This is a genomic window from Ruegeria sp. BG7, assembly GCF_056535685.1.
On sequence record NZ_JBQFIU010000001.1, the window covers coordinates 3,254,788 to 3,275,214 of the forward strand.

General features: G+C 55.9%; 26 protein-coding genes. 11 read left to right on the forward strand and 15 right to left on the reverse strand.

The window, feature by feature from the left end:
- The first annotated feature begins 14 nt into the window (after positions 1-14).
- Positions 15-854 carry a DMT family transporter gene (locus tag ACR3EH_RS16075; protein ID WP_171186013.1) on the forward strand — a complete coding sequence of 280 codons (840 nt, stop codon included), beginning with the start codon at positions 15-17 and terminating at the stop codon, positions 852-854.
- 15 nt (positions 855-869) lie between these two features.
- Here ACR3EH_RS16075 and ACR3EH_RS16080 read toward each other — a convergent pair whose 3' ends face one another.
- The 5 genes from ACR3EH_RS16080 to ACR3EH_RS16100 all read right to left on the reverse strand — a co-directional run bounded on the left by ACR3EH_RS16080 (position 870) and on the right by ACR3EH_RS16100 (position 6,589).
- Complete coding sequence (locus tag ACR3EH_RS16080) at positions 870-1,151, reverse strand: DUF1496 domain-containing protein (RefSeq protein WP_171186011.1); 282 nt, start codon at positions 1,149-1,151, stop codon at positions 870-872.
- Between the two features lie 203 nt (positions 1,152-1,354).
- The gene (locus ACR3EH_RS16085; RefSeq protein ID WP_171186009.1) at positions 1,355-2,326 is read right to left on the reverse strand and encodes a UDP-glucuronic acid decarboxylase family protein; all 972 of its coding nucleotides are present in this window, start codon (positions 2,324-2,326) and stop codon (positions 1,355-1,357) included.
- Between the two features lie 283 nt (positions 2,327-2,609).
- Positions 2,610-3,296, reverse strand: coding sequence for a hypothetical protein (locus ACR3EH_RS16090; protein WP_171647669.1), 687 nt, complete (start codon positions 3,294-3,296; stop codon positions 2,610-2,612).
- Positions 3,297-3,425: 129 nt separating this feature from the next.
- Positions 3,426-5,384 carry a DNA topoisomerase IV subunit B gene (gene parE / locus ACR3EH_RS16095; protein ID WP_171186005.1) on the reverse strand — a complete coding sequence of 653 codons (1,959 nt, stop codon included), beginning with the start codon at positions 5,382-5,384 and terminating at the stop codon, positions 3,426-3,428.
- A 434-nt stretch (positions 5,385-5,818) separates the two neighbouring features.
- Complete coding sequence (locus ACR3EH_RS16100) at positions 5,819-6,589, reverse strand: N-acetylmuramoyl-L-alanine amidase (protein ID WP_171186003.1); 771 nt, start codon at positions 6,587-6,589, stop codon at positions 5,819-5,821.
- A gap of 195 nt (positions 6,590-6,784) precedes the next feature.
- Between ACR3EH_RS16100 and ACR3EH_RS16105 the strand changes: the two genes are divergently transcribed.
- On the forward strand, positions 6,785-7,393 hold the full coding sequence (locus ACR3EH_RS16105; RefSeq protein WP_171186001.1) for a carboxymuconolactone decarboxylase family protein: 609 nt from the start codon (positions 6,785-6,787) through the stop codon (positions 7,391-7,393).
- 13 nt (positions 7,394-7,406) lie between these two features.
- Here ACR3EH_RS16105 and ACR3EH_RS16110 read toward each other — a convergent pair whose 3' ends face one another.
- The gene (locus ACR3EH_RS16110) at positions 7,407-8,285 is read right to left on the reverse strand and encodes an alpha/beta fold hydrolase (RefSeq protein ID WP_171186000.1); all 879 of its coding nucleotides are present in this window, start codon (positions 8,283-8,285) and stop codon (positions 7,407-7,409) included.
- Positions 8,286-8,407: 122 nt separating this feature from the next.
- On the opposite strand from ACR3EH_RS16110, the gene ppk2 reads away from it, so the two are divergent.
- Positions 8,408-9,331: a polyphosphate kinase 2 gene (gene ppk2 / locus ACR3EH_RS16115; protein WP_171090914.1), complete on the forward strand. Its 924-nt coding sequence runs from the start codon at positions 8,408-8,410 to the stop codon at positions 9,329-9,331.
- A gap of 107 nt (positions 9,332-9,438) precedes the next feature.
- The gene (locus tag ACR3EH_RS16120) at positions 9,439-10,809 is read left to right on the forward strand and encodes an MATE family efflux transporter (RefSeq protein ID WP_171090912.1); all 1,371 of its coding nucleotides are present in this window, start codon (positions 9,439-9,441) and stop codon (positions 10,807-10,809) included.
- Here the strand turns inward: ACR3EH_RS16120 and ACR3EH_RS16125 are convergent.
- Positions 10,806-11,207, reverse strand: a complete 402-nt coding sequence (locus tag ACR3EH_RS16125) for a hypothetical protein (protein ID WP_171185998.1) — start codon at positions 11,205-11,207, stop codon at positions 10,806-10,808. The genes ACR3EH_RS16120 and ACR3EH_RS16125 overlap by 4 nt on opposite strands.
- 2 nt (positions 11,208-11,209) lie before the next feature.
- Positions 11,210-12,412 carry a pyridoxal phosphate-dependent aminotransferase gene (locus ACR3EH_RS16130; protein WP_171185996.1) on the reverse strand — a complete coding sequence of 401 codons (1,203 nt, stop codon included), beginning with the start codon at positions 12,410-12,412 and terminating at the stop codon, positions 11,210-11,212.
- A 92-nt stretch (positions 12,413-12,504) separates the two neighbouring features.
- On the opposite strand from ACR3EH_RS16130, the gene ACR3EH_RS16135 reads away from it, so the two are divergent.
- The 3 genes from ACR3EH_RS16135 to ACR3EH_RS16145 all read left to right on the forward strand — a co-directional run bounded on the left by ACR3EH_RS16135 (position 12,505) and on the right by ACR3EH_RS16145 (position 13,727).
- Positions 12,505-12,897, forward strand: a complete 393-nt coding sequence (locus ACR3EH_RS16135) for a helix-turn-helix domain-containing protein (protein ID WP_171185995.1) — start codon at positions 12,505-12,507, stop codon at positions 12,895-12,897.
- 29 nt (positions 12,898-12,926) lie between these two features.
- Positions 12,927-13,151, forward strand: coding sequence for a succinate dehydrogenase assembly factor 2 (locus ACR3EH_RS16140; RefSeq protein ID WP_171091216.1), 225 nt, complete (start codon positions 12,927-12,929; stop codon positions 13,149-13,151).
- Between the two features lie 78 nt (positions 13,152-13,229).
- A complete protein-coding gene (locus ACR3EH_RS16145; RefSeq protein WP_371732032.1) occupies positions 13,230-13,727 on the forward strand; it encodes a MarR family winged helix-turn-helix transcriptional regulator in 498 nt (165 codons plus the stop codon).
- Here the strand turns inward: ACR3EH_RS16145 and ACR3EH_RS16150 are convergent, their stop codons facing one another.
- Genes ACR3EH_RS16150 through ACR3EH_RS16160 form a run of 3 tightly spaced genes read right to left on the reverse strand, consistent with a single transcriptional unit; the run spans position 13,728 to position 15,564 of the window.
- Positions 13,728-14,441 carry a DUF1194 domain-containing protein gene (locus tag ACR3EH_RS16150; protein ID WP_171185993.1) on the reverse strand — a complete coding sequence of 238 codons (714 nt, stop codon included), beginning with the start codon at positions 14,439-14,441 and terminating at the stop codon, positions 13,728-13,730.
- Entirely contained in the window at positions 14,438-15,139 is a 702-nt protein-coding gene (locus ACR3EH_RS16155; RefSeq protein WP_171185991.1) for a DUF1194 domain-containing protein, read from the reverse strand. The genes ACR3EH_RS16150 and ACR3EH_RS16155 overlap by 4 nt, the downstream gene beginning before the upstream one ends.
- Positions 15,136-15,564, reverse strand: a complete 429-nt coding sequence (locus tag ACR3EH_RS16160; RefSeq protein WP_171185989.1) for a VOC family protein — start codon at positions 15,562-15,564, stop codon at positions 15,136-15,138. Before ACR3EH_RS16160 ends, ACR3EH_RS16155 begins: the two co-directional genes overlap by 4 nt.
- Positions 15,565-15,740: 176 nt before the next feature.
- Here ACR3EH_RS16160 and thyX point away from each other — a divergent pair, with 176 nt between their 5' ends.
- Both thyX and ACR3EH_RS16170 read left to right on the forward strand, forming a co-directional pair.
- Positions 15,741-16,649: an FAD-dependent thymidylate synthase gene (thyX, locus tag ACR3EH_RS16165; RefSeq protein ID WP_171090900.1), complete on the forward strand. Its 909-nt coding sequence runs from the start codon at positions 15,741-15,743 to the stop codon at positions 16,647-16,649.
- Positions 16,650-16,721: 72 nt separating this feature from the next.
- Entirely contained in the window at positions 16,722-17,018 is a 297-nt protein-coding gene (locus tag ACR3EH_RS16170) for a hypothetical protein (protein ID WP_371732034.1), read from the forward strand.
- Between the two features lie 87 nt (positions 17,019-17,105).
- Here ACR3EH_RS16170 and ACR3EH_RS16175 read toward each other — a convergent pair whose 3' ends face one another.
- The gene (locus ACR3EH_RS16175; RefSeq protein WP_008758035.1) at positions 17,106-17,312 is read right to left on the reverse strand and encodes a cold-shock protein; all 207 of its coding nucleotides are present in this window, start codon (positions 17,310-17,312) and stop codon (positions 17,106-17,108) included.
- A 214-nt stretch (positions 17,313-17,526) separates the two neighbouring features.
- On the opposite strand from ACR3EH_RS16175, the gene ACR3EH_RS16180 reads away from it, so the two are divergent.
- Both ACR3EH_RS16180 and ACR3EH_RS16185 read left to right on the forward strand, forming a co-directional pair.
- Positions 17,527-17,844 (forward strand): ArsC/Spx/MgsR family protein, encoded by a 318-nt coding sequence (locus ACR3EH_RS16180; RefSeq protein ID WP_171185988.1) that lies wholly within the window; start codon positions 17,527-17,529, stop codon positions 17,842-17,844.
- Positions 17,845-17,885: 41 nt separating this feature from the next.
- Entirely contained in the window at positions 17,886-18,254 is a 369-nt protein-coding gene (locus ACR3EH_RS16185) for a hypothetical protein (protein ID WP_171090895.1), read from the forward strand.
- 1 nt (position 18,255) lies between these two features.
- On the opposite strand, the gene ACR3EH_RS16190 is transcribed toward ACR3EH_RS16185, so the two are convergent.
- Genes ACR3EH_RS16190 through bufB form a run of 3 tightly spaced genes read right to left on the reverse strand, consistent with a single transcriptional unit; the run spans position 18,256 to position 20,395 of the window.
- Positions 18,256-18,783 carry a DoxX family protein gene (locus ACR3EH_RS16190; RefSeq protein WP_171185986.1) on the reverse strand — a complete coding sequence of 176 codons (528 nt, stop codon included), beginning with the start codon at positions 18,781-18,783 and terminating at the stop codon, positions 18,256-18,258.
- Positions 18,780-19,541 (reverse strand): HvfC/BufC N-terminal domain-containing protein, encoded by a 762-nt coding sequence (locus tag ACR3EH_RS16195; RefSeq protein ID WP_171185984.1) that lies wholly within the window; start codon positions 19,539-19,541, stop codon positions 18,780-18,782. The genes ACR3EH_RS16190 and ACR3EH_RS16195 overlap by 4 nt, the downstream gene beginning before the upstream one ends.
- Positions 19,538-20,395 carry an MNIO family bufferin maturase gene (gene bufB / locus ACR3EH_RS16200; RefSeq protein ID WP_171185982.1) on the reverse strand — a complete coding sequence of 286 codons (858 nt, stop codon included), beginning with the start codon at positions 20,393-20,395 and terminating at the stop codon, positions 19,538-19,540. The genes ACR3EH_RS16195 and bufB overlap by 4 nt, the downstream gene beginning before the upstream one ends.
- Positions 20,396-20,427: the final 32 nt, after the last annotated feature.

Consider the following 20,427-nt stretch of genomic DNA (forward strand, 5'->3'; position numbering starts at 1 on the left):
GGAAAGGTCCGGGCATGACCCTGTTTGTCATCCTTATCATTCTGTCTGCGGCACTTCTGCATGCGGTTTGGAACGCCATCGTCAAGACAGCGGCGGATCGCACGACGATGTTGGGCCTTGTTGCTTTGGGCCACGTGTTGCCAGCAGCCGTGATGGTGATGGTCCTGCCATTGCCCAGTGCTGAAAGCTTTATCTACATCCTAATCTCGACCGTTGTGCATTTCGGGTATTACTTCATGCTGGGCAAAGCCTATCAGCATGGCGATCTGAGTGTGGTCTACCCCATTGCGCGGGGCATCGTTCCGGCGCTGGTTTCGCTTTGGGCGATGGTTCTGGTGGGCGAGGTGCTGCCATTGCAGGCATGGGGTGGCATTGCACTGATTGCATTTGGCATTCAGCTGAGCAGCTGGAAAGCGCTGCGCTCGGGGGTCGGACGCAGTGCGCTTGGCTTTGCGCTGGGCACCGGGTTCTGCATTTCGATCTACTCGGTTGTGGATGGGATCGGCGTTCGGCTGTCTGGCAATACGCTCAGCTATTGGGCCTGGGGGGCTTTCCTGCATCTGTTCATTGCAGGCTTTGTCGGAATTAAGAAACGCGATACCCTCAAATACTTGCCAACCAAGGTCTGGATGACAGGCATTCTGGGCGGGCTGGTTTCGATGACCGCCTATGGGCTGGTGCTGTATGCTAAGAACTTTGCACCACTGGGCGCGGTCTCGGCGCTGCGGGAAACCTCAGTCATCTTTGCTGCGCTGATCGGGTTCATCTTCCTGAAGGAAGGCAACTGGATACGACGGCTGGGGGCCGCCGTACTTATGGCCGCTGGGGTTGCTTTGATTGGACTCGCTGTCTGATCAGGGGCGCAGCGCTTAGTTATTGGTCGAGAATGTGCTCTGCGGTCTCCATTTCAGGGTCCCGTCGTTGTCGCGGTGGCAGCGCAGCAGGCGTTCCTGAACCGTGGTAATCGTCGAAGTCACAGTATTATCGCCAACCATCAGAACAAAGGCATCCTCGGAATAAGCCATACCATCATAATAGCAAAACCGGGTCTCGGCCCCGTCGGGGATTGGCGAAGCCAAGCTTAACGTCTGCTGCGCCATGGCTTGCGTGGCCAGCAGGGTCAGGGCCAGCCCGAAGGTTAGTGCTTTCATGTCGTCCTCCCGTCTTAAATTCGTAGTCGGTAAAAGAAATTGGACGCCCGGACCTCAAGCCATTGTTGTTATGTTGCGGTAAGTGTGAACGAGATCAAAGGTTTAGGCAACGAGAAATTGCCATCGCCCCTGCGTGCCAGCCCGTTAATGCCCAGCTGCAGACCTGAGCAATCCTGGCCAATTGGGGGAAAGCAGCCCTTTGTTCAGTGGGACTCGGCTTCTGACTGTAGCTCTCTGAAATAGCTGATTGTGGACGCCAACCCTTCTTTCAACTGCACCTTGGGTTCCCAGTTGAGCACGCTCCGCGCCAGAGTGATGTCGGGCTGGCGTTGCTTGGGGTCGTCCTGTGGCAGGTCCTTGAAACTGATCGGTGTGTCGGTGCCCACAAGCGCCTGCACTTCGCTGGCCAGTTCATTCATCGAGAATTCGTTAGGGTTGCCCAGATTGACCGGGCCGGTGACGTCTTTGTCGGTCTCCATCAACCGGATGAACCCTTCGATCAGATCATCCACATAACAGAATGACCGGGTCTGCGTGCCGTCGCCAAAGATCGTGATCGGCTCACCCGTCAGCGCCTGCATGATGAAGTTCGACACAACGCGCCCGTCGGCGGGGTGCATTCTGGGGCCGTAGGTGTTGAAGATGCGGGCCACCTTGATCTCTAACCCCATCTGCCGGTGATAGTCGAAGAACAACGTCTCGGCGCAGCGCTTGCCCTCGTCATAGCAGGATCGCGGACCAACCGGGTTGACGTTGCCCCAATAATCTTCGGTCTGCGGATGAATGGTCGGATCGCCATACACCTCAGAGGTCGAGGCCTGAAAGATTTTGCATTTCAGACGTTTCGCCAGACCCAGCATGTTGATCGCGCCATGCACGCTGGTCTTGGTCGTCTGCACCGGATCGTGCTGGTAATGCACGGGTGAGGCCGGGCAGGCGAGGTTATAGATCTCGTCCACTTCCACAAACAGAGGGAAGGTCACATCATGGCGCATGAACTCGAACCGCGGGTTGTTGTGCAGATGGTCAATGTTGCGCTTGGTGCCGGTGAACAGGTTGTCGACGCACAAAACCTCATGCCCCTGATCCAGAAGCCGGTCGCACAGATGCGAGCCCAAAAAACCGGCCCCACCGGTTACGAGAACACGTTTTCGACTGTCATAAAGGCGGGCCATTGCAAATCCTTAATCGTTAAATCCAAGCCAGCTTGTCACAAGGAAGCCGGGTCTTGGTTTGATTAGTAAACCGAAGATGTTTGGATTGCAGTAGATTTTGGTTTTTTGAGGGCGCGTGTGGTGTTGGTGTGTCTTCTATCTAGCCATCGCATGAGGCAAAGCATCAAGCACGCGCCCGACCCGCCCACATGGGCGGGCGCGAGGGTTGTGTTGAGGTCGGATGGATGTTTACGCCGATCTCGATGTGGGAATTTGACGGGCGCAAGTAACCTATCGGCGCTGGCTAGTACTTAGTGAACTTAAGCCCAGTGATTTCCGTAAGAATAATGGGTTCACCATCTTTCGGCTTAGTCGCTAGTGTGGCGTTCAAGTCTTCCATCCGCTCGCCTGGCGCCATTTCAGAAATCCCGGTCCACTCGTATCTTGGGCCGTGAGGATTGAGTTTTGATACTATGTCGTCGGTTCTATGACGCTCGGGTCCGCGTTGTGACAACACCAAGAGTTTTTCATTTTCCTTTATGTTCTGCTCCCAGAGCACATTCTGGTTTTGGAACGCTCCTTCGGTGCCGCTAATTTCCGGAGATGCGATGATGAGAATAAGTTCCACCATTTGGGTCCTTTGCGGTGCTCGAACACAATGCAAGTTGCCGCTTGCAATAGAATGCTGGGCCTTCAATAGGTTGTTTTGAAACCGGACAAACGCGATTGGCGCAAATCTGTTAAGTGAAATATTCGTTGGTCTTCGCCACCTACTCGGCGAGTACCGCATTCCAATAAAGTTCTTTTTCCAGTATTCATCGGTAAACCCAAAGTGGCAAACACCTCCCTCGTGGAAGGAACCTTTCGCAATTCCACCAAGGCTTTTGGAAATAAGGTAAACGTTTCCTCGGTGAACTGTAATTGAATAAACAGAACTGAAACGTTCAGTCTCCGTCCCGATATAGAAGCGAAATTTTTTCTTTTTCGCCATTGGCGTTTCTTAATTTCAAGTTTTTGGGAAACGACTGTTAAAGTCGGTGACCAAGATAGCCTCGAAAAACTCCAATTGGTTAGTCACAAAACCTATCAGTTGGCAATTTCTTTGACGGCTTTACCAAACTCAAACATCCAGCTCCTCCACAAACCGCGCGTTCTCCTGAATGTATTGGAACCGCAGTTCGGGCTTCTTACCCATCAGACGCTCGACAAGGTCGCCGGTTTCGCCGGGTTCGTCCTCGTCGATGGTGACCCGGATCAATTTCCGGGATTTGGGGTCCATCGTGGTCTCTTTCAGGTCCTTGGCGTCCATCTCGCCCAGACCCTTAAAGCGGGACACGTCGATCTTGCCCTTGCCACCCAGACCTTTCTCAAGCCATTCGTCGCGCTCGGCCTCATCCAGACAGTAAACGCGCTTGGCCCCTTGGGTCAGGCGATACAGAGGCGGGCAGGCCAGATACAAGTGGCCCGCGTCGATCATCGGCCGCATCTGGGTGAAGAAGAACGTCATCAGCAGCGAGGCGATATGCGCCCCGTCCACATCCGCGTCGGTCATGATGATGACCTTGTCATAGCGCAGGTCGTCGACATTGAACTTGGTGCCAAGGCCGACACCCAGCGCTTGGGTCAGATCGTTGATTTCGGCATTGGTGCCAAGTTTCGAACTGGCCGCGCCCAGCACGTTCAGGATTTTGCCGCGCAGGGGCAGCAGGGCCTGCGTTTTGCGGTCCCGGCCCATTTTTGCAGACCCGCCCGCAGAATCGCCTTCGACGATGAATAATTCCGTGCCGTCCCGTGTTGAACTACTACAGTCCACCAGCTTGCCGGGGAGACGAAGTTTCTTAGTGGCGGACTTGCGTTGTGTTTCCTTCTCGGCCCGTCGGCGCAGGCGTTCCTCAGCCCGCAGTATGAGGAAGTCCAGGATCGCGCCGGCGGATTTCGTATCCGCGGCCAACCAGTTGTCGAAATGGTCGCGGACCGAGTTTTCGACCAGCCGTTGCGCCTCGACCGTGGCCAGGCGGTCTTTGGTCTGGCCGACGAATTCCGGCTCGCGGATGAAACAGCTGACCAGCGCGCAGCCGCCGGTGATCAGGTCATCGCGGGTGATCTGAGCGGCCTTCTTGTTGTTGATCAGCTCTCCATAGGCTTTGATCCCTTTGAGAACAGCGGCCCAGAAGCCCGCGACGTGCGTGCCGCCTTCGGGGGTGGGGACGGTGTTACAGTAGGACTGGATGAACCCATCGCGCGAGGGCGTCCAGTTGATCGCCCATTCGACCTTGCCGGGGGTTCCGAATTTTTCGTTGAAATCCACGGTGCCTGCAAAGGGTTGCTCGGCATAGGTGGACGAGCCGTTCATCGTCTCTTTCAGGTAATCCGAAAGGCCGCCGGGAAAGTGGAAGGTGGCCTCGGTCGGGGTTTCTCCGTCATCGATGGCGGATTTCCAACGGATTTCCACGCCCGAGAACAGGTAGGCTTTGGAGCGGATGGATTTGAACAGCCGCGCGGGTTTGAACTTGTGGTGGCCGAAGATGTCCGCATCCGCGTGAAAGGTGACGGTCGTGCCGCGCCGGTTGGGGGCCGCGCCAACCTTTTCCACGGGACCCAGAGGGATACCGCGCGAGAACCGCTGTTCGAACAGCGTTTTGTCGCGCGCCACCTGCACGACCATCGAATCCGAAAGCGCGTTCACCACCGACGCACCCACGCCATGCAGACCGCCCGAGGTCTGATACGCCTTGCCCGAGAACTTGCCGCCCGCGTGCAGGGTACACAGGATGACCTCGAGCGCGGATTTGTCGGGGAACTTGGGGTGCGGATCGATCGGAATGCCGCGCCCGTTGTCGCGTACGGTCAGGGCGTAATCTGCGTGCAGCTCGACCTCTATCCGGTTGGCATGGCCCGCGACTGCCTCGTCCATCGAGTTGTCGAGGATTTCAGCCACCATATGGTGCAGCGCGCGTTCATCCGTGCCGCCGATATACATGCCGGGGCGTTTGCGGACCGGTTCCAGACCTTCGAGCACCTCGATTGAGGAGGCGTCATAGGTATTGGTCGCTTCGGGCGTCAACAGATCGTCGGGCATATGGGCTGCTCTTGTTTTTGAGTTTCCCCCATTATGGCAGGTGATGTGGTCCGGGGGAAGAGGGGCGCGAGGTGTTGTGGAAGGTTTGGGCCTCACGCAAGCCCTCGTTGCCGTACCGAATGCCGCTAATGGCCGCGCTATCATGTTCGTAACGCGTTGTTCTGGCGAAGCTCAGTCCAGGTATGAGGATCTCAGAAGGGCTTTCTGACTACGGTCAACGCGATCTGCAAAGGATGGGCGCGCTGAGTCCAAAGTGCTTGACGCTGCGCCTTGCATCAATATCTGCTCTCAAGACCTGACTTAATGCGCGTCAAAATCAACCTGAGTTTCGTCTTGCCTTCGCAGCGCAGCGCTTTTCAATCATTTTGGTTGAGGCTCAGCGAGCGGCATCAGCGGTCCACCGGGACTGGCTAGTTGTGCCATGGTGCGAAGCATCAAGGATCAACTGGCTTGAGATAACCCGAATGTACGTAGCCAACATACCCAAGCCGGGTTCTGACCCGCCACCATTCACCATCAACACCCAATCGCTCAACGACTGTTCGTTCTGGAAGGGTTCCTGTTTTCTTGCCCCCCGGTGATGCCCTAAAATTCAGAACGTCCGGATGAACACCGGAAACGCGAAACTTGGGTAGTTTTTCGGCTTCTGACATGTCGTCCGAAGCTGGAACCCCGCCGTCCCCGAGGAGTGAGGCAACATTGGCGCGCATTTCATTGCCAATATCGCGATATCCTCGAAGGTCAGAGTTAAACGATAAACGCGTAATATCCCATTTTCCGTTCTGTGGGATATTCAGGTTTGGTTCCACTTCCGCGTGCGTCAACACCTTGGTGGGCGTGATGAGAATGTCGTATTTCTCAGCAAGATCGGCGATGACTTCGAAACTTTTGTTCCACTGTGTTGTGGTCATTGGAGCCGTGGATTCTTTGTAGTCTCTTTCTCGGTTGACGCCTGCCATGCAGCATAACGAGACACCTATGGAGGCACTGTTGGCGCCCGCAGTGTGACGCGCATAGTCGCTGGGTAAGGGGCGCGCGTTTTTGACAATCGATTTACCGCGCACAAGATCACCGTTTCCCTCGATCAGAATGTGGTAGGCTTTTTTGTCTGTTGAGTTCGCTGAATTCCCGCCACCAGTCCAATGCAGATGTATTCTCTCCATTTTTACATTTGGCATCCATGAAGTTGGAACAACTCTCGGCATTTGAGTTCTCCTTTTTTAAAAACTTATGTTTGAATATCATTTGATCTTATCAAAAAGACGGCCAATTCCCAAATCGGGCGCAAGCGGGGTTAGTACTTCTTACTTCGCAGTTGATTCAGAGAGATTTCATCTCGCAACCTGCCCAAAGCGCTCTTAGTCTCTCGATAATAAGCAAACACCATAACAGGACCCCAAATGAGCTGGATCAAAACCATCCCCTTCGCTGAGGCCACGGGCAAGCTGAAGAAACTCTATGACCGAGTCACCGGGCCAGACAACAATGTGGATAACATCATGATGGCGCACAGCCTGCGGCCGCATTCGATGGAAGGCCACATGGCGATCTACAAGGCAGTCCTGCATCATTCGGGCAACAAGATCCCTAAATGGTTCCTTGAGGTGTTGGGCGTGTGGGTCAGTTCTCTGAACCGGTGCGGGTATTGCGTTGAACATCATTTTGCCGGCTTGCAGCGGTTGCTTGGCGATGAGGCGCGGGGCAAAGCGATCCGGGCGGCGATTGAGGCGCGCGATCCGGCCGCCGCTCCGTTGGATGCAGCGCAGCTGGCTGCCATGATCTATGCCCGTAAACTGACCGAAACGCCGGGGGATATGGTTGAGGCGGATGTGATCGCCCTGCGCGAGGCCGGATGGGACGACGGAGAGATCCTAGAGATCAATCAGGTCTGTTCGTACTTCTCTTATGCAAACCGGACAGTGCTGGGGTTGGGATGTTCAACCGATGGCGACGAATTGGGTTTGTCGCCGAACAATTCTGACAACCCCGACGATTGGGGCCATCGTTAATGGACCTGACAGGTCAGGCCGTTTGAATCCATTCCTGAATGGCATGTGCAACGTCCTGCGGTTTTTGGTGATGCAGCCAGTGGTCAGTGCCAGGGATCGTGATGCGGGTCAGATTGGGCGCGAAGGTTTCCAAGCCTTCAGTTGCCTCGGGCAAAAGGGCTTTGTCATCCGGTCCCCAAAGCAACAGATGCGGACATCGGACATGCAGCCGATCCAGCGGCAGATCCGGCAGGTCTGTTGCGGGAAGCCCTGGCTGCGCGACAACCAACGGAGAGGCGCGATACCAGTTCAACATCGCCTCTAACCGTCCGGGTCGCGCCCATTCGGTCCGGTATTCGGCCATGCGGCTCTCGGTCAGCCAATCCAGTCCCATGCCGTGGCGAAAGAACCTTTCGAGCAATGCAAAGTTGTTCTCGGACAGTTTTTGTGCCGCATCGGGCGCCCGCAGTTGGTTGATGTATTGTGAGGCTTCTGATTGCGCACCGCCTGCGGCCATGGCGCGTTGAAACGGAACCGGATGCACGCCGTTTGCAATGATAAGCCGGTCAACAAGATCAGGGCGGAACATGGCAAGGCCATAGGCCACCGATGCACCCCAATCATGACCCAGAACAGCAAAAGGTGCACTGTGGCTCTGAATCAAAGCGGCCATGTCGGACACTAGTTGAGATAAGGCGTAGCTCTGCATCCCTTCAGGGCACCAGCTTTGGCCATATCCACGTTGGTCCGGAGCAATGCAGTAAAAGCGATCCGCCAGATAAGGGGCGAGATCTGCCCACGCACCGCCGTATTCCGGGAAACCATGCAGCATCAAAAGCGGTGGCGCATCAGGTTCGCCCCATGTTCGGAGGCAAAAGGACTGACCATTCAGATCGGCAAATGACGTGTGCATCGGAACCTCTGATCCAGAGTGGAATTTATGGGTTTTTGAGGCATCAATTTGACACCAATCAAAGCGGATTTTCGACGTTTCTGCTAGCCCTCATTCAGGACAGTTGAAAAAGGATAAGATGTATGGAAGCCATTGCTCCGGTCGAAGCAAAATCCCCTCAGATCAAAGTCGTAGAGGCCAAGGCGGCAAACGCGGCAGAGCCAAGCCCCGAGAAGATCCGGCAGGCGTTCGAAAGCGGAAAATACCCCTATGGCCGCAAGATGGCGCGGTCGACCTATGAGGCGCAGAAGGCAAGCCTACAGGCGGAGCTTTTGAAGGTTCAGCTGTGGGCGCAGGATACGGGGCAACGGTTCGTTCTGCTGTTCGAAGGCCGTGATGCCGCTGGCAAGGGTGGCACGATCAAACGGTTCATGGAGCATTTGAACCCGCGACAGGCCCGTGTGGTTGCACTGAATAAACCGACCTGGGAAGAGAAGGGGCAATGGTATTACCAGCGCTATGTTCAGGAACTGCCAACCGTTGGCGAAATGGTGTTCTATGACCGGTCCTGGTACAACCGCGCAGGCGTCGAACGGGTGATGGGGTTCTGTTCGCCCAACGAGTATCTGGAATTCATGCGTCAGACGCCGGAACTGGAACGGATGCTGGTGCGCTCGGGTATTCAGCTGTACAAGTATTGGTTCTCGGTCACGCAGGAAGAGCAGCAGCGCCGCTTCAAAAGCCGCGAGACCGACCCACTGAAGCAGTGGAAGCTGTCACCGATCGACAAGGCCAGCCTTAGCAAATGGGACGACTATACCGAGGCGAAAGAGGCGATGTTCTTCTATACTGACACCGCAGACGCGCCATGGACGATCATCAAGTCGAATGACAAGAAACGTGCGCGCCTGAATTGTATGCGTCATTTCTTGTCGACGCTGGATTACCCGGGCAAGGACTTGAACGTCGTAGGGGACCCTGATCCATTGATCGTTGGACAAGCCCACCACGTCATCCACCGGTCCGAGCATATTCTGGGCGCAACACTGCATCCGGATGCCCGCTAATCCTCAACGCGCCCGTTTTTAATGGTGAGGCGGGCGCCATAGTCTCATAGTGAAATTTTGCTGATCCGCTCTTGTCCCGCGCCAAGCCCGCGCATATGGCTGGTGCAATGACAAAAGTGATGACATACCCCGCCCATTTTCGGGCGATTGCCGTGCTTGGCTTGCCGCTGGTCGGTGGCCATCTGGCGCAGTTTGCCATCGGTTTGACCGATACCATCATGTTGGGTTGGTACGGGGTCGAGGCACTTGCTGCCGTCACGTTGGCCAGCAGCTATTACTTTGTGCTGTTTTTGTTTGGGGCCGGGTTCGGCTGGGCGGTCATGCCGATGGTTGCCACAGCTGCGGCGGAAGGGGACGAAACCAGTATTCGACGCTCGACCCGCATGGGGCTTTGGCTGTCTTTGCTGTACGCAGTAGTGGTCATGCCGTTGCTGTGGTGGTCTTATCCAATCCTGATCGCCATGAAGCAGGAGCCACAGGTTGCTGAAACAGCATCAGAATATCTGCGTGTAGCTGGTTGGGGGTTGTTTCCGGCCCTTATCGTGATGGTGCTCAAATCCTACCTTGCGGCCTTGGAGCGCACGCAAATCGTTCTGTGGATTACAGTCGCGGCGGCATTTGTGAACGCGGTGACCAACTATGCGCTGATCTTCGGCAATTGGGGCGCACCGGAATTGGGTGTGATGGGTGCAGCAATCGCCTCAATCGCGACGCAGGTCGTTTCGCTGATCGCTGTCGTCATCTACGTGGTTCGAACGCTGCCGGAGCACAGCCTTTTTCAGCGTTTCTGGCGACCGGATTGGGAGATGTTCGTCAGTGTTTGGAAGCTCGGGGTTCCCATTGGCCTGACCACGTTGGCCGAGGTGTCTTTGTTTGCGACATCAGCTGTGATGATGGGCTGGTTGGGACAGGTTCCACTGGCGGCGCATGGGATCGCGCTGAACCTCGCTTCGGCCACGTTCATGGTGCATTTGGGGCTGTCAAATGCGGCCACTATCCGAGCCGGTAATGCGCTGGGACGTCGGGATCGCGCGCATCTGGAGAAAGGCGCAATTGCGGTGACAGGCATGTCTCTGGTTATGTCTGTGTTCACAGTCATCCTGTTTCTGACCTGTGCCGAACCACTGATTTCCCTGTTCATGGAGGCAGACGATCCACAGCGCGGACAAATCCTGGCCATTGGAACCGGGTTGCTTGCCATGGCGGCGTTGTTTCAGTTGGTGGACGGTGCGCAGGTCATCGCGCTGGGCCTGTTGCGCGGGTTGCAGGATGCCAAGATTCCCATGGTCATGGCAGCGCTCAGCTATTGGGTCGTGGGTATCCCGGCGTCGTACTATTTCGGTTTCGTCCGGCAGATGGATGGCATTGGAATCTGGCTGGGGCTCGTGCTTGGCTTGGCATTTGCTGCCGTACTGCTCATGGCCCGGTTCTGGATGCATTCGGTGCGGCAAATGCCAGCGGCGGCTGAGCCTGCTTAGTCTTTACTCAGCCGATCTGCTTTTTTCCGAACCAGAACGGTGCGCAGGTCATGCATCGCCATCAGCAGCCTGTCAGTCACATCCTCAAGCTGGGCGTCGGTTGCCTTGGACTGAACCCATTGAGTAGTCAGGTTCAGATGATCGACGGCACGGTGAATGTCGTCTATGTCGCGCTGCGCCAGCAGTGCCCGGCGCTCTTCCATCCAAAGGTGGATTTCGGCCTGATCCCGCTCTGAAAGGGTCCGCTGTCCTTGCGGTTTGACGTCACCATTGCGGATGTTGATGACCGCGATCTGGTCCATCTCAATCCGCCGTTGGCGATTTTCCGTATCGACCCGAAACACTGCAGCCCCGTTTTCACGGATGCGAAAGTAATATTCGGGAAGATCGGCAGACATGGTCACCTCAGTGATGCACAGAAACGCTGAATGCGGCTGCAAGCCTCGGACAGCGCCGCATCGGACGTAGCGTAGCTGACCCGGAAATTCGGCGAAAGTCCAAAGGCAGCGCCGAAGACAACGGCAACATCTGCCTCTTCCAACAGGGCAGTAGCAAAAGCTTCGTCCGTGTCGATGACCGTTCCGGCAGGAGTTGTTTTACCAATCAGCCCGGCGATTGAAGGGTAAACATAAAACGCACCCTCCGGCGTCGGGCAGGTGATGCCGTCGATCTCGTTCAGCATGCGCACAACCAGATCGCGGCGGCGTTTGAACATCTCGTTATTCGGGGCCAGAAATTCCTGCGTGCCGTTCAACGCCTCAACTGCGGCCCACTGGCTGACCGTACACGGGTTCGAGGTGGATTGAGACTGGATTTTGCGCATTGCCGCGATGATCTCGACCGGACCCGCTGCATAGCCAATGCGCCAGCCGGTCATGGCGTACGCTTTGGAAACCCCATTGCAGGTGAGTGTACGGTCATACAAGCCTGGTTCCACTTCGGCAGGCGTGCAAAACTCGAATCCGTCATAGGCGAGGTGCTCGTACATGTCGTCCGACATGATCCAGACATGCGGATGGCGCATCAGGACGTCGGTCAGCGCTTTCAACTCGTCCCGGCTATAACCGGCACCCGTCGGGTTTGAGGGTGAGTTGAAGATGAACCATTTTGTCTTTGGGGTAATCGCAGCTTCAAGCTGTTCTGCGGTAAGCTTGAAATTGTTCTCCAGCGTTGTCGCAACCATAATCGGCGTACCGCCCGCAAGCGTCACCATGTCCGGGTAGCTCACCCAATAGGGCGCTGGGATGATGACCTCGTCGCCGTGGTTCATTGTCGCCATCAGGGCGTTGTACAGCGTTTGTTTGCCGCCGGTTCCGACCGAAATCTGAGCAGGGGTGTAGTCCAGGCCATGATCGCGCTTCATCTTGGCGCAGGCCGCTTGTTTGAGCTCGGGAATGCCGTCTGGCGCGGTGTACTTGGTTTTTCCTGCCGCAATAGCTGCAACAGCGGCATCTTTGATGTTCTGAGGCGTGTCGAAATCCGGTTCTCCCGCGCTCAGGCGAATGACATCGCGACCGGCGGCCTGCAGTTCAGCTGCCTTGGCTGTCATGGCGATGGTGGGCGAAGGTTTGACGCGTGACAGTGTCGCAGACAGGAAACTCATGGTCGGCCTCGGTTTGTATGTTCAACCTGACTGTCATAGGGTGCGCCCGAAAGACGTTCAAGCCGTATAGAAACTCTGAGTTGGAGATCCGAATGACTGATGAAAACGACTGGTATGGTCCGGATTCTGCAACATTTGGGGACCGTCTGGCTGGCGCGCGTGAAGCCGCCGGAATGACCCAGGCGCAATTGGCGCGACGCCTCGGTGTCAAAAAGGCGACCGTTGCTGATTGGGAAAACGACCTGTCCGAGCCGCGCGCAAACCGCCTTTCGATGATAGCCGGGATGGTCAACGTTTCGATCATGTGGCTTTTGACTGGCGAAGGCGAAGGAATGGACGCACCGGTGGACGAGGGCGAAGGCGGAGTGGAGTTATCAACCGCCGTCGCTGAGTTGCGCGCCATTCGCGGTGAAATGCGCGCCTGCGCCGAGCGCGCGGCGCGGCTTGAAAAGAAAATGCGTCTGATGTTGGAGCAACGACATTGAGCGAACAGCGGGATGTGCGTATCAAGCGTATGAAAATGCGCTCGATGCGGCGTGGGATCAAAGAGATGGATATTATTCTTTCCGCTTATGCGGATCGTAATCTCGCGGATATGGATGACGCCGGATTGGATATCTATGACGCGCTGCTTCATGAAAATGATCAGGATCTCTATCAATGGGTGACCGGGCAGGTTCAGCCCCCCAGCCAGTTTGCCGATCTCGTTTCGGACATCGCACAAACGTTTCAAAAATAAAGACAACTCAAGCTTAACCGATTTTTCGGATTTTCGGTTCATCGTGTCTCAAACAGCACGACTGAATCGGAGGGTCGGATGAGTATGGAAATGAAGGTCTCCGGACCGGAAACCAAGGGGTTAATGACCAGCTACCTTGAGGCGCTGGCCCTTGTGGAGCGGTTGCACCGGTTGCTGCTGGACGTCATCAAGGATGAGTTTGAACGCGTCGGCGTGTTGGAAATCAACGCTGTGCAGGCGCTTTTGTTGTTCAACATCGGTGATCATGAGGTCACAGCCGGTGAACTGAAAAGCCGTGGCTACTATCAGGGCAGCAATGTCAGCTACAACCTCAAGAAACTGGTTGAGATGGGATACATGCACCACCAACGGTGTGAGATCGATCGCCGATCAGTGCGCGTGCGCCTGACGCCGCAAGGCCGAGAGATCCGGGATATCGTCTCGGATTTGTTTGCCCGCCACGCCGAAGGCTTGCAGGGACGGGGCGTGCTGGAACTGGATGGCATCAAGGATATCACAACCTCGCTGCGCCGCGTGGAACGGTACTGGACCGATCAGATACGGTATATCTATTGATCAGGGGCGTGCATCTGACAGAACGAGGCTGTCCAACTCTCGGATCAATTTGCGGGTCATGGCCTCTGCGTAGGCCTCAAACCCCAGCGCGACTTCAACGAACGCGTTTGGGCCGGAAATAACCCAGGCATTGTAATACGCCGACAATTCCCCAACTTGCACATAGCGCCGGTCACCTGAACTTGGATCATCCGCACCGATTACAAGCCCGTTGATTGTAATGCCGCTGCCGCGCAACGCTGTTCTGACATCTCTGGGATGGGGCCCAAGGTTGTGTTTGCCATCACCTGATAGATCCAAAGTTCGCCGCCAACACGTCTTTTGCTGATTCAACAATTCAGCACCAAAAGCCATCGCCGCCCCCACCGCCGTTCCTTCTGCGGTTGATCGCCTCGATGTCTGGATGAGACGCGTACTGATGGCGTTCAGATCGGCCGAGGTTTGGATATCGGTCCAGTTGAGCAGAACCCTCTCGTGCCCTGGTTCTGTCCATTCATAGACTGCTAACCTCATGGATGTTGAGCCATTGGCCACCATCAGTTGACTGACCTCAGGATCGCGCAGAGCAGCGGCCAGGCCCTCCAGTTGCAATCTGTATTCACCGCTATCGACAGATGCCGACACATCCAGACCCAAAGCCAAGGCATGGCGACATTGCGCAAGGGCAGGCCCTGACAGCAGGAAGAGCAGAATGACCAGCAAGCGCGACTTCATTGGTCGTACACCTGTACTGCACCAATTTGTAGCCCGCTCAGTTCCCGTTCAAGTTTTCTGCGCATCGCGCGTTCGAAGTCTTCAAAACCTTGTGCGACTTCCAGAAAAGCGCCCGGGCCATGCAGGACGTTGTTTTCGAAAAAGGGGATGAGAAAAAGTTCCCCTTCAAAATCAGCGGCGTTTATCACCAGACCATTAACGACGATGTCATGACTAAAGAACCGCTGATATGCGATCTGTGGTCCATAACCGTCGTTGTTGGACCCGTCTCCTGAAAGATCGATGGTGCGAAACAGACACGAAGGCGCGGTTTGGAACAGTTCGGCCCCAAACCGTAAGGCGTGGCCCATAGCCGTGGCAGAGCCTTCATTGGACCGGATCGACTGACTTATCCGGGTCGCCGCAGCCACCAGATCTCCGTGATTTTCGATCAAGCGCCAGTTTTGGATAACGTGCTGGGTACTTTGCCCGCTCCATTCATAAACGGCCAACGCAACAGGTAGCGGAGATGAGAAGAATGCTTCTTGCACTTCAGGTGCCAGCAGTGCCGCGGCCAGTCCTTGTCGCTGCAAAAGGTCTTCCGCGTCGTCGACCGAAACCGAAATGTCCATCGCAAGCGCAAGGGCTAAACGGCATTGTTCAGCCCGCAAAGGGCTGGCCAACAGGGCCAGCCCCAACTTTATGATCCAACGGATCACCAGTGGCCGGTGCTCTCCATGCTGACCCAGGGCTCGGCTGGTTCCAGCGCGTCGCCATTTTGAAGCAACTCGACCGAGATGTTGTCCGGAGAACGGACAAAGGCCATGCGACCGTCGCGTGGTGGGCGATTGATGGTCACGCCGTTGTCCTGCAAATGCTGGCAAACCTCGTAGATGTTGTCGACACCGTATGCCAGATGGCCAAAATGGCGGCTGTCGCTGGGTAACTTGTCATCGCCATCCCAGTTGTACGTCAGTTCGATTGGGGCGTCTTCCTGCCCCGGAGGCGCCATGAAGATCAGCGAGAATCGCCCGGCCTCGCTGTCATATCGGCGTGTTTCCTTTAATCCCAGCAGTTCATAAAACGCCATGGACTTTTCCAGGTCTTTCACGCGGATCATAGTGTGTAGATATGTCAGCGCCATTTTGGCCATCCTTCATTGATTTGGTTTGCCAGCAACTTAGCGCACTGGTTTGGCCTGTCGAGGGCACCGTGCAGCCCAAATTGAAATTAGAGCAGGTTGCGGCATATATCGCGGTTCCGATGGCGGGGTTAGCGATATATAGTAGGGGGCGACTCATTGCCAGAAAGGAAGATTTGATGCCGCTGTCCGCTGACCAACAGGCCGAGATCGAGGCGCAACGCGCGCAATCGCATCCCACACGTCGCGTCGTTTCAGCGGGAATGGAAGACCATCTGTACACCGCGCATCAGGTTCTGGATCACGGTTTTGTCCGCGTGATCGACTATATGGGCGATGACGCCGCGATCTGTCAGGCGGCTCGTGTGTCTTATGGCAAAGGCACAAAGTCGGTTCAGAACGACGAAGGGTTGATCCGGTATCTGATGCGGCACTGGCACTCGACCCCGTTTGAGATGTGCGAAGTCAAACTGCATGTGAAACTGCCGGTTTTCGTGGCCCGCCAATGGATTCGGCACCGGACGGCAAATGTGAACGAATACTCCGCCCGGTACTCTATTCTGGATCGTGAGTTTTACATCCCCGCACCCGAACATGTGGCGGCGCAGTCAGAGGTGAACAATCAGGGCCGTGGATCAACGCTGGAAGGTGAAGAAGCCGCGCGTGTTTTGGAGATACTGAAGGCCGACAGTACCCGCTGCTATGACAATTACGAAGCCCTGATCAGCCAGGACGGGCAACAGGGGTTGGCGCGTGAGTTGGCCCGGATGAACCTTCCCGCCAATATCTATACGCAATGGTACTGGAAGGTTGACCTGCACAACCTGTTCCATTTCCTGCGCTTGCGCGCGGACCCTCATGCGCAATACGAAATCCGCGTATATGCCGATGCGATGTGCAAGATTGTCGCCGACTGGGTGCCGTTTGCTTACAAAGCCTTCGAGGATTACCGGTTAGGCGCAGTCAACCTTTCTGCTCAGATGGTAGAGAGCCTTCGGAACATGCTGGCGGGCGAGACGGTCACGCAGGAAAACTCGGGCATGACCGCCCGCGAATGGCGCGAGTTTGAAGAGATCATCCGCAAGTAACGGCTGTCAACGCATAGCGATTGTCTATACATTCTGTCATGGAACCGTTACATTGGTTCCATGATGCGTATTTTGAAACCCGCTTTACTGTGTCTTGTATCAGGCATGGCTTTGCCCGTGCAGGCGCAGTCACCTATCGCTGAAATTCTGTGTGAACCCACACCCAGGTTGCACCAAAAGCTCAAGGGACAGTTCCGCTCCGAGCGCGTGGCCACCGGTATTCGTGGACCTGAGCAAATCATGGAGGTCTGGTCTAACCCACGCGGCGACTGGACGATGGTCGTGACCTACGCAACCGGGACGTCCTGCATCGTTGCCATGGGCGACAACTGGACTGCTCATGACAAGCCGAAGCCCGCGCGAGGGTAATGGAACAAATCCGGTGGGGGGCGGGTGACGGCCGGAAATTGGCCGCCATCCTAAGATGTTTCAACCCCGCGCAGTGCGGGGGTGTCGTTACAACGGCTTTAAATCAGCTGCCATTTGGCGGCCATCGCGTCCGTCCTGCAACTCGTACGAGACTTTTTGGTTGTCTGCGAGTCCGGTGAGGCCGGACCGTTCTACGGCCGAGATATGAACAAACACATCTTTGCCCCCTTCATCAGGGGCAATAAATCCATAGCCTTTAGTGGTATTGAACCATTTCACGGTGCCGGTTGGCATGTCCCGTGTCTCCTTCTACTTACGCATTGTCCCACAAATTGGTGGGGGCTGTGGTCAGCGTCATCGTAAACCCCACTGTTTCGCGTTTGCAGAACAGTCCAATTTACATGTTTCGCCTTTTTCAACATTGCACGGTGAAGTAAAAAATCAAGAATAACTGCCAAAAACTGGCGTGATTGCACAAAATCGAAGCACGAGCAGGAGTATCCAAGAAATGAAACTTTATGGGCTAAAGACCTGTGACACCTGTCGTAAGGCGCTGAAATCTTTGCCAGATGCGGTCTTTTTCGACGTCAGAAGTGACGGCGTACCGGAGCCGGTGCTGTCGCAAGCTTTTGCTGAGTTCGGCAATGCTCTGCTCAACACAAGATCAACCACCTGGCGCGGTTTGGATGAGAGCCAGCGCGCTAAAGCACCGCTGGAGCTTTTGAAAGAACACCCAACCCTGATGAAGCGCCCGTTGATCGAAGCTGACGGTAAGTTGCTGTTGGGGTGGACCGCTGAAACGCGGGGTCAGCTTGGCATTTCCTAAACGGGTGCTTATCTGCCAATGGTCAAGAATGAGGATTATCTATGCGCAATGCCGCAATGATTTTGGGCGTTATTGCCGGACTGATCGGCATGATCGTCGGGTTCTTCGGGTATGCCAGGGTGGTTGTGGTTGACCATGTTGGCGAGATAGATGGCGTTCTGAGCCAAGTCGACAACCCCGGCCTGATCCAGGCCCTTTCGATCGTCGCGCCTTTGTTGGCGATTGCCGGTGGCGCTATGGCGCCTGCGCGGGCTCTGATCGGTGGGGTTTTGTTGCTGATCTCAGCAGGGGCAATGTATTACGCGTTTGGGTTTGGTGTCTTTACCATGTTCCCGATTGCCTTCGCCGGTGTGGCGGGCGTGCTTGGGCTGGCGGCAGGAAAACCGGATCAGCCCAAGGCGCATTTCTAGATCACTTTAGGTGCAGGATCCGGTCAACCGAGAGCGGGCCTGAACCATGAATGACAATCACCGCCAGCAGGAATGTCCAGATTGTTCGGTCGTCCAGCAAGGTTGGGGCGTTGGTGAAATAGCTGCCCAGTTCAGCACCGTGACCAGTCACGTCCACAATGGTCTGGACCCAGACAAACCCAATCATACCCAAGGCGGCAAATCGCGACAGCAGACCGATGACGATCAAGGCTGGCAGCAGAAATTCGGCCCATGTGCCTGCGACGGCCACAGCCCAATGGAAGATGCCCAGTTGCGAGCTGTCATAGCTGACGGCTTCCATCGCCTTGGGGAAAATTTGCACGTAGGCCCCATCTGACGGGCGCAGAAACCCAAAGATCCCGCTGCCCAGCTTGGTTGTTGCCGAGTTCCAGTAGTACACAAGCAACGTCGCGGCAAAAACCAGCCGGGCCAAGCTTGGTGTGAGCCAGCCGGAGGTCACGCCCAACCGTCCCAGGGTGTTGTTGTGCAATGAGATCAGCGCAGTCATGTCTTCGGCCTTTCGATAGTCACAGAGGTTATTGCACTGCCTTGTAAAAGCAGTGCCAGAGTGGTTCCGAGGTCAAATTCGGGGGTTTCAGCGGCGGTTTTCTCAAACGCCGATCCGATCGTGTCCCCATTTTGCATATGCGTGATCCAGTTCGCCCCGCCCACTGGCAGCAAGTGAGGCTCAGGGTCGTATTCGGCGCGCGTGATCAACACATCCTCAGCTTGCGGTTGAGGTTTCGGGGCGTCAGCCACAGAGTTAAAACGCCAGATCGCATGAATGGGCCATTTCGACCGGATCACTTGCATGGACGGGGCAAACTGCAACCGGGCTTGCATGACCTGTTCGGGGTCTACGGCCAATGCCTCGGCCGGTGCAGGTTGGCTGTCGGCTGCGTGATAAGACCGGCGCAGCGCCAGTTCCAACCGGGCTATGTCGGGCAGGTAGCCAAGATGCGAAAGTTGCTGCATCCCCGCCAGAAAATCGGGAAACGCCTCACCGTAGAACATCATAAGCGGTGAGGATGGCGGATGCTGGCGCAAGAAAATCCCGGCCAGCCCGTCCATATTCTGAGTACCCAACAGTTTAGCGATCACAGGGAACGCCTGATGCATCGCTTCGGTCAGAGAAACGGCAACGTTGTTGCGATAGACACTGAACCTGCGACCAGCCGGTTGCGCGTCGGCGTCCAGCAAACCGGATGGAACCGGCGCGGAAGCATCCATCATGGCGGCGCGAAACTCGGACTGAGATACGCTCATGCCGGTACCCGGTCCAGTGCGGTCTGAGCGCGAACTGCTTCTTCGCGTAACACCGGCCAGTCGGGTACATCGGTGTCCCACTCGACCAGCAGCGGCTTGGGGCCCGACCGTTCCAGAACATAGTCGAGCAGGGCCCAGACCGGATCGACCACTTCGCGCCCATGGCTGTCGATCAGCAACGGATGGCCGTGATCATCTTCGTCCTCATCATGGCCTCCAAGATGGATTTCACCCACCTTTTCAAGTGGGTAGGCGTCGATATAGCCTTGGGGCGAGAAGTCGAGGTTGGTGGCCGAAACAAAGACGTTGTTCACGTCCAGCAGCAAGCCACAGCCAGTACGTTTGGCAATCTCTTGCAGGAAATCGGGTTCCGACCAGGTGCTTTCCTCAAAGGCCAAATAGCTGGATGGGTTTTCAAGCAGCATCTGCTGTCCAACGGTGTCCTGCACCTGATCTATGTGCTCGCAGACTCGCGTCAGCGTCTTGTCCGTGTAAGGAAGCGGCAGCAGGTCGTTGTAAAAATGGCTGTCATGAGTAGACCAGGCCAGATGTTCGGAAAAGCTCGCGGGTTTCAACCAGCCGATCAAGTGTTTCAGCCGGGCAAGGTGGTCTGGGTCCAAGGGGCCTTCGCCACCTATGGACAGTCCAACGCCATGGACTGAAATCGGAAAATGTTCGGACAGGTGGCGCAGCTGTGCCAAGGGGCGCCCACCATCGCCCATATAGTTCTCGGCGTGAATTTCCAGCCATGCAACAGGCTGCGCGTGTTCAAGTATCTGAGCGAAGTGTTGCGGCTTGTACCCCACACCCGGCGCTGTGGGCAGGCGATTCGAGCGGAGCGCATCATCCAACATGGGTCAGTTCCTTGATCACGAAAGGGAAGGGG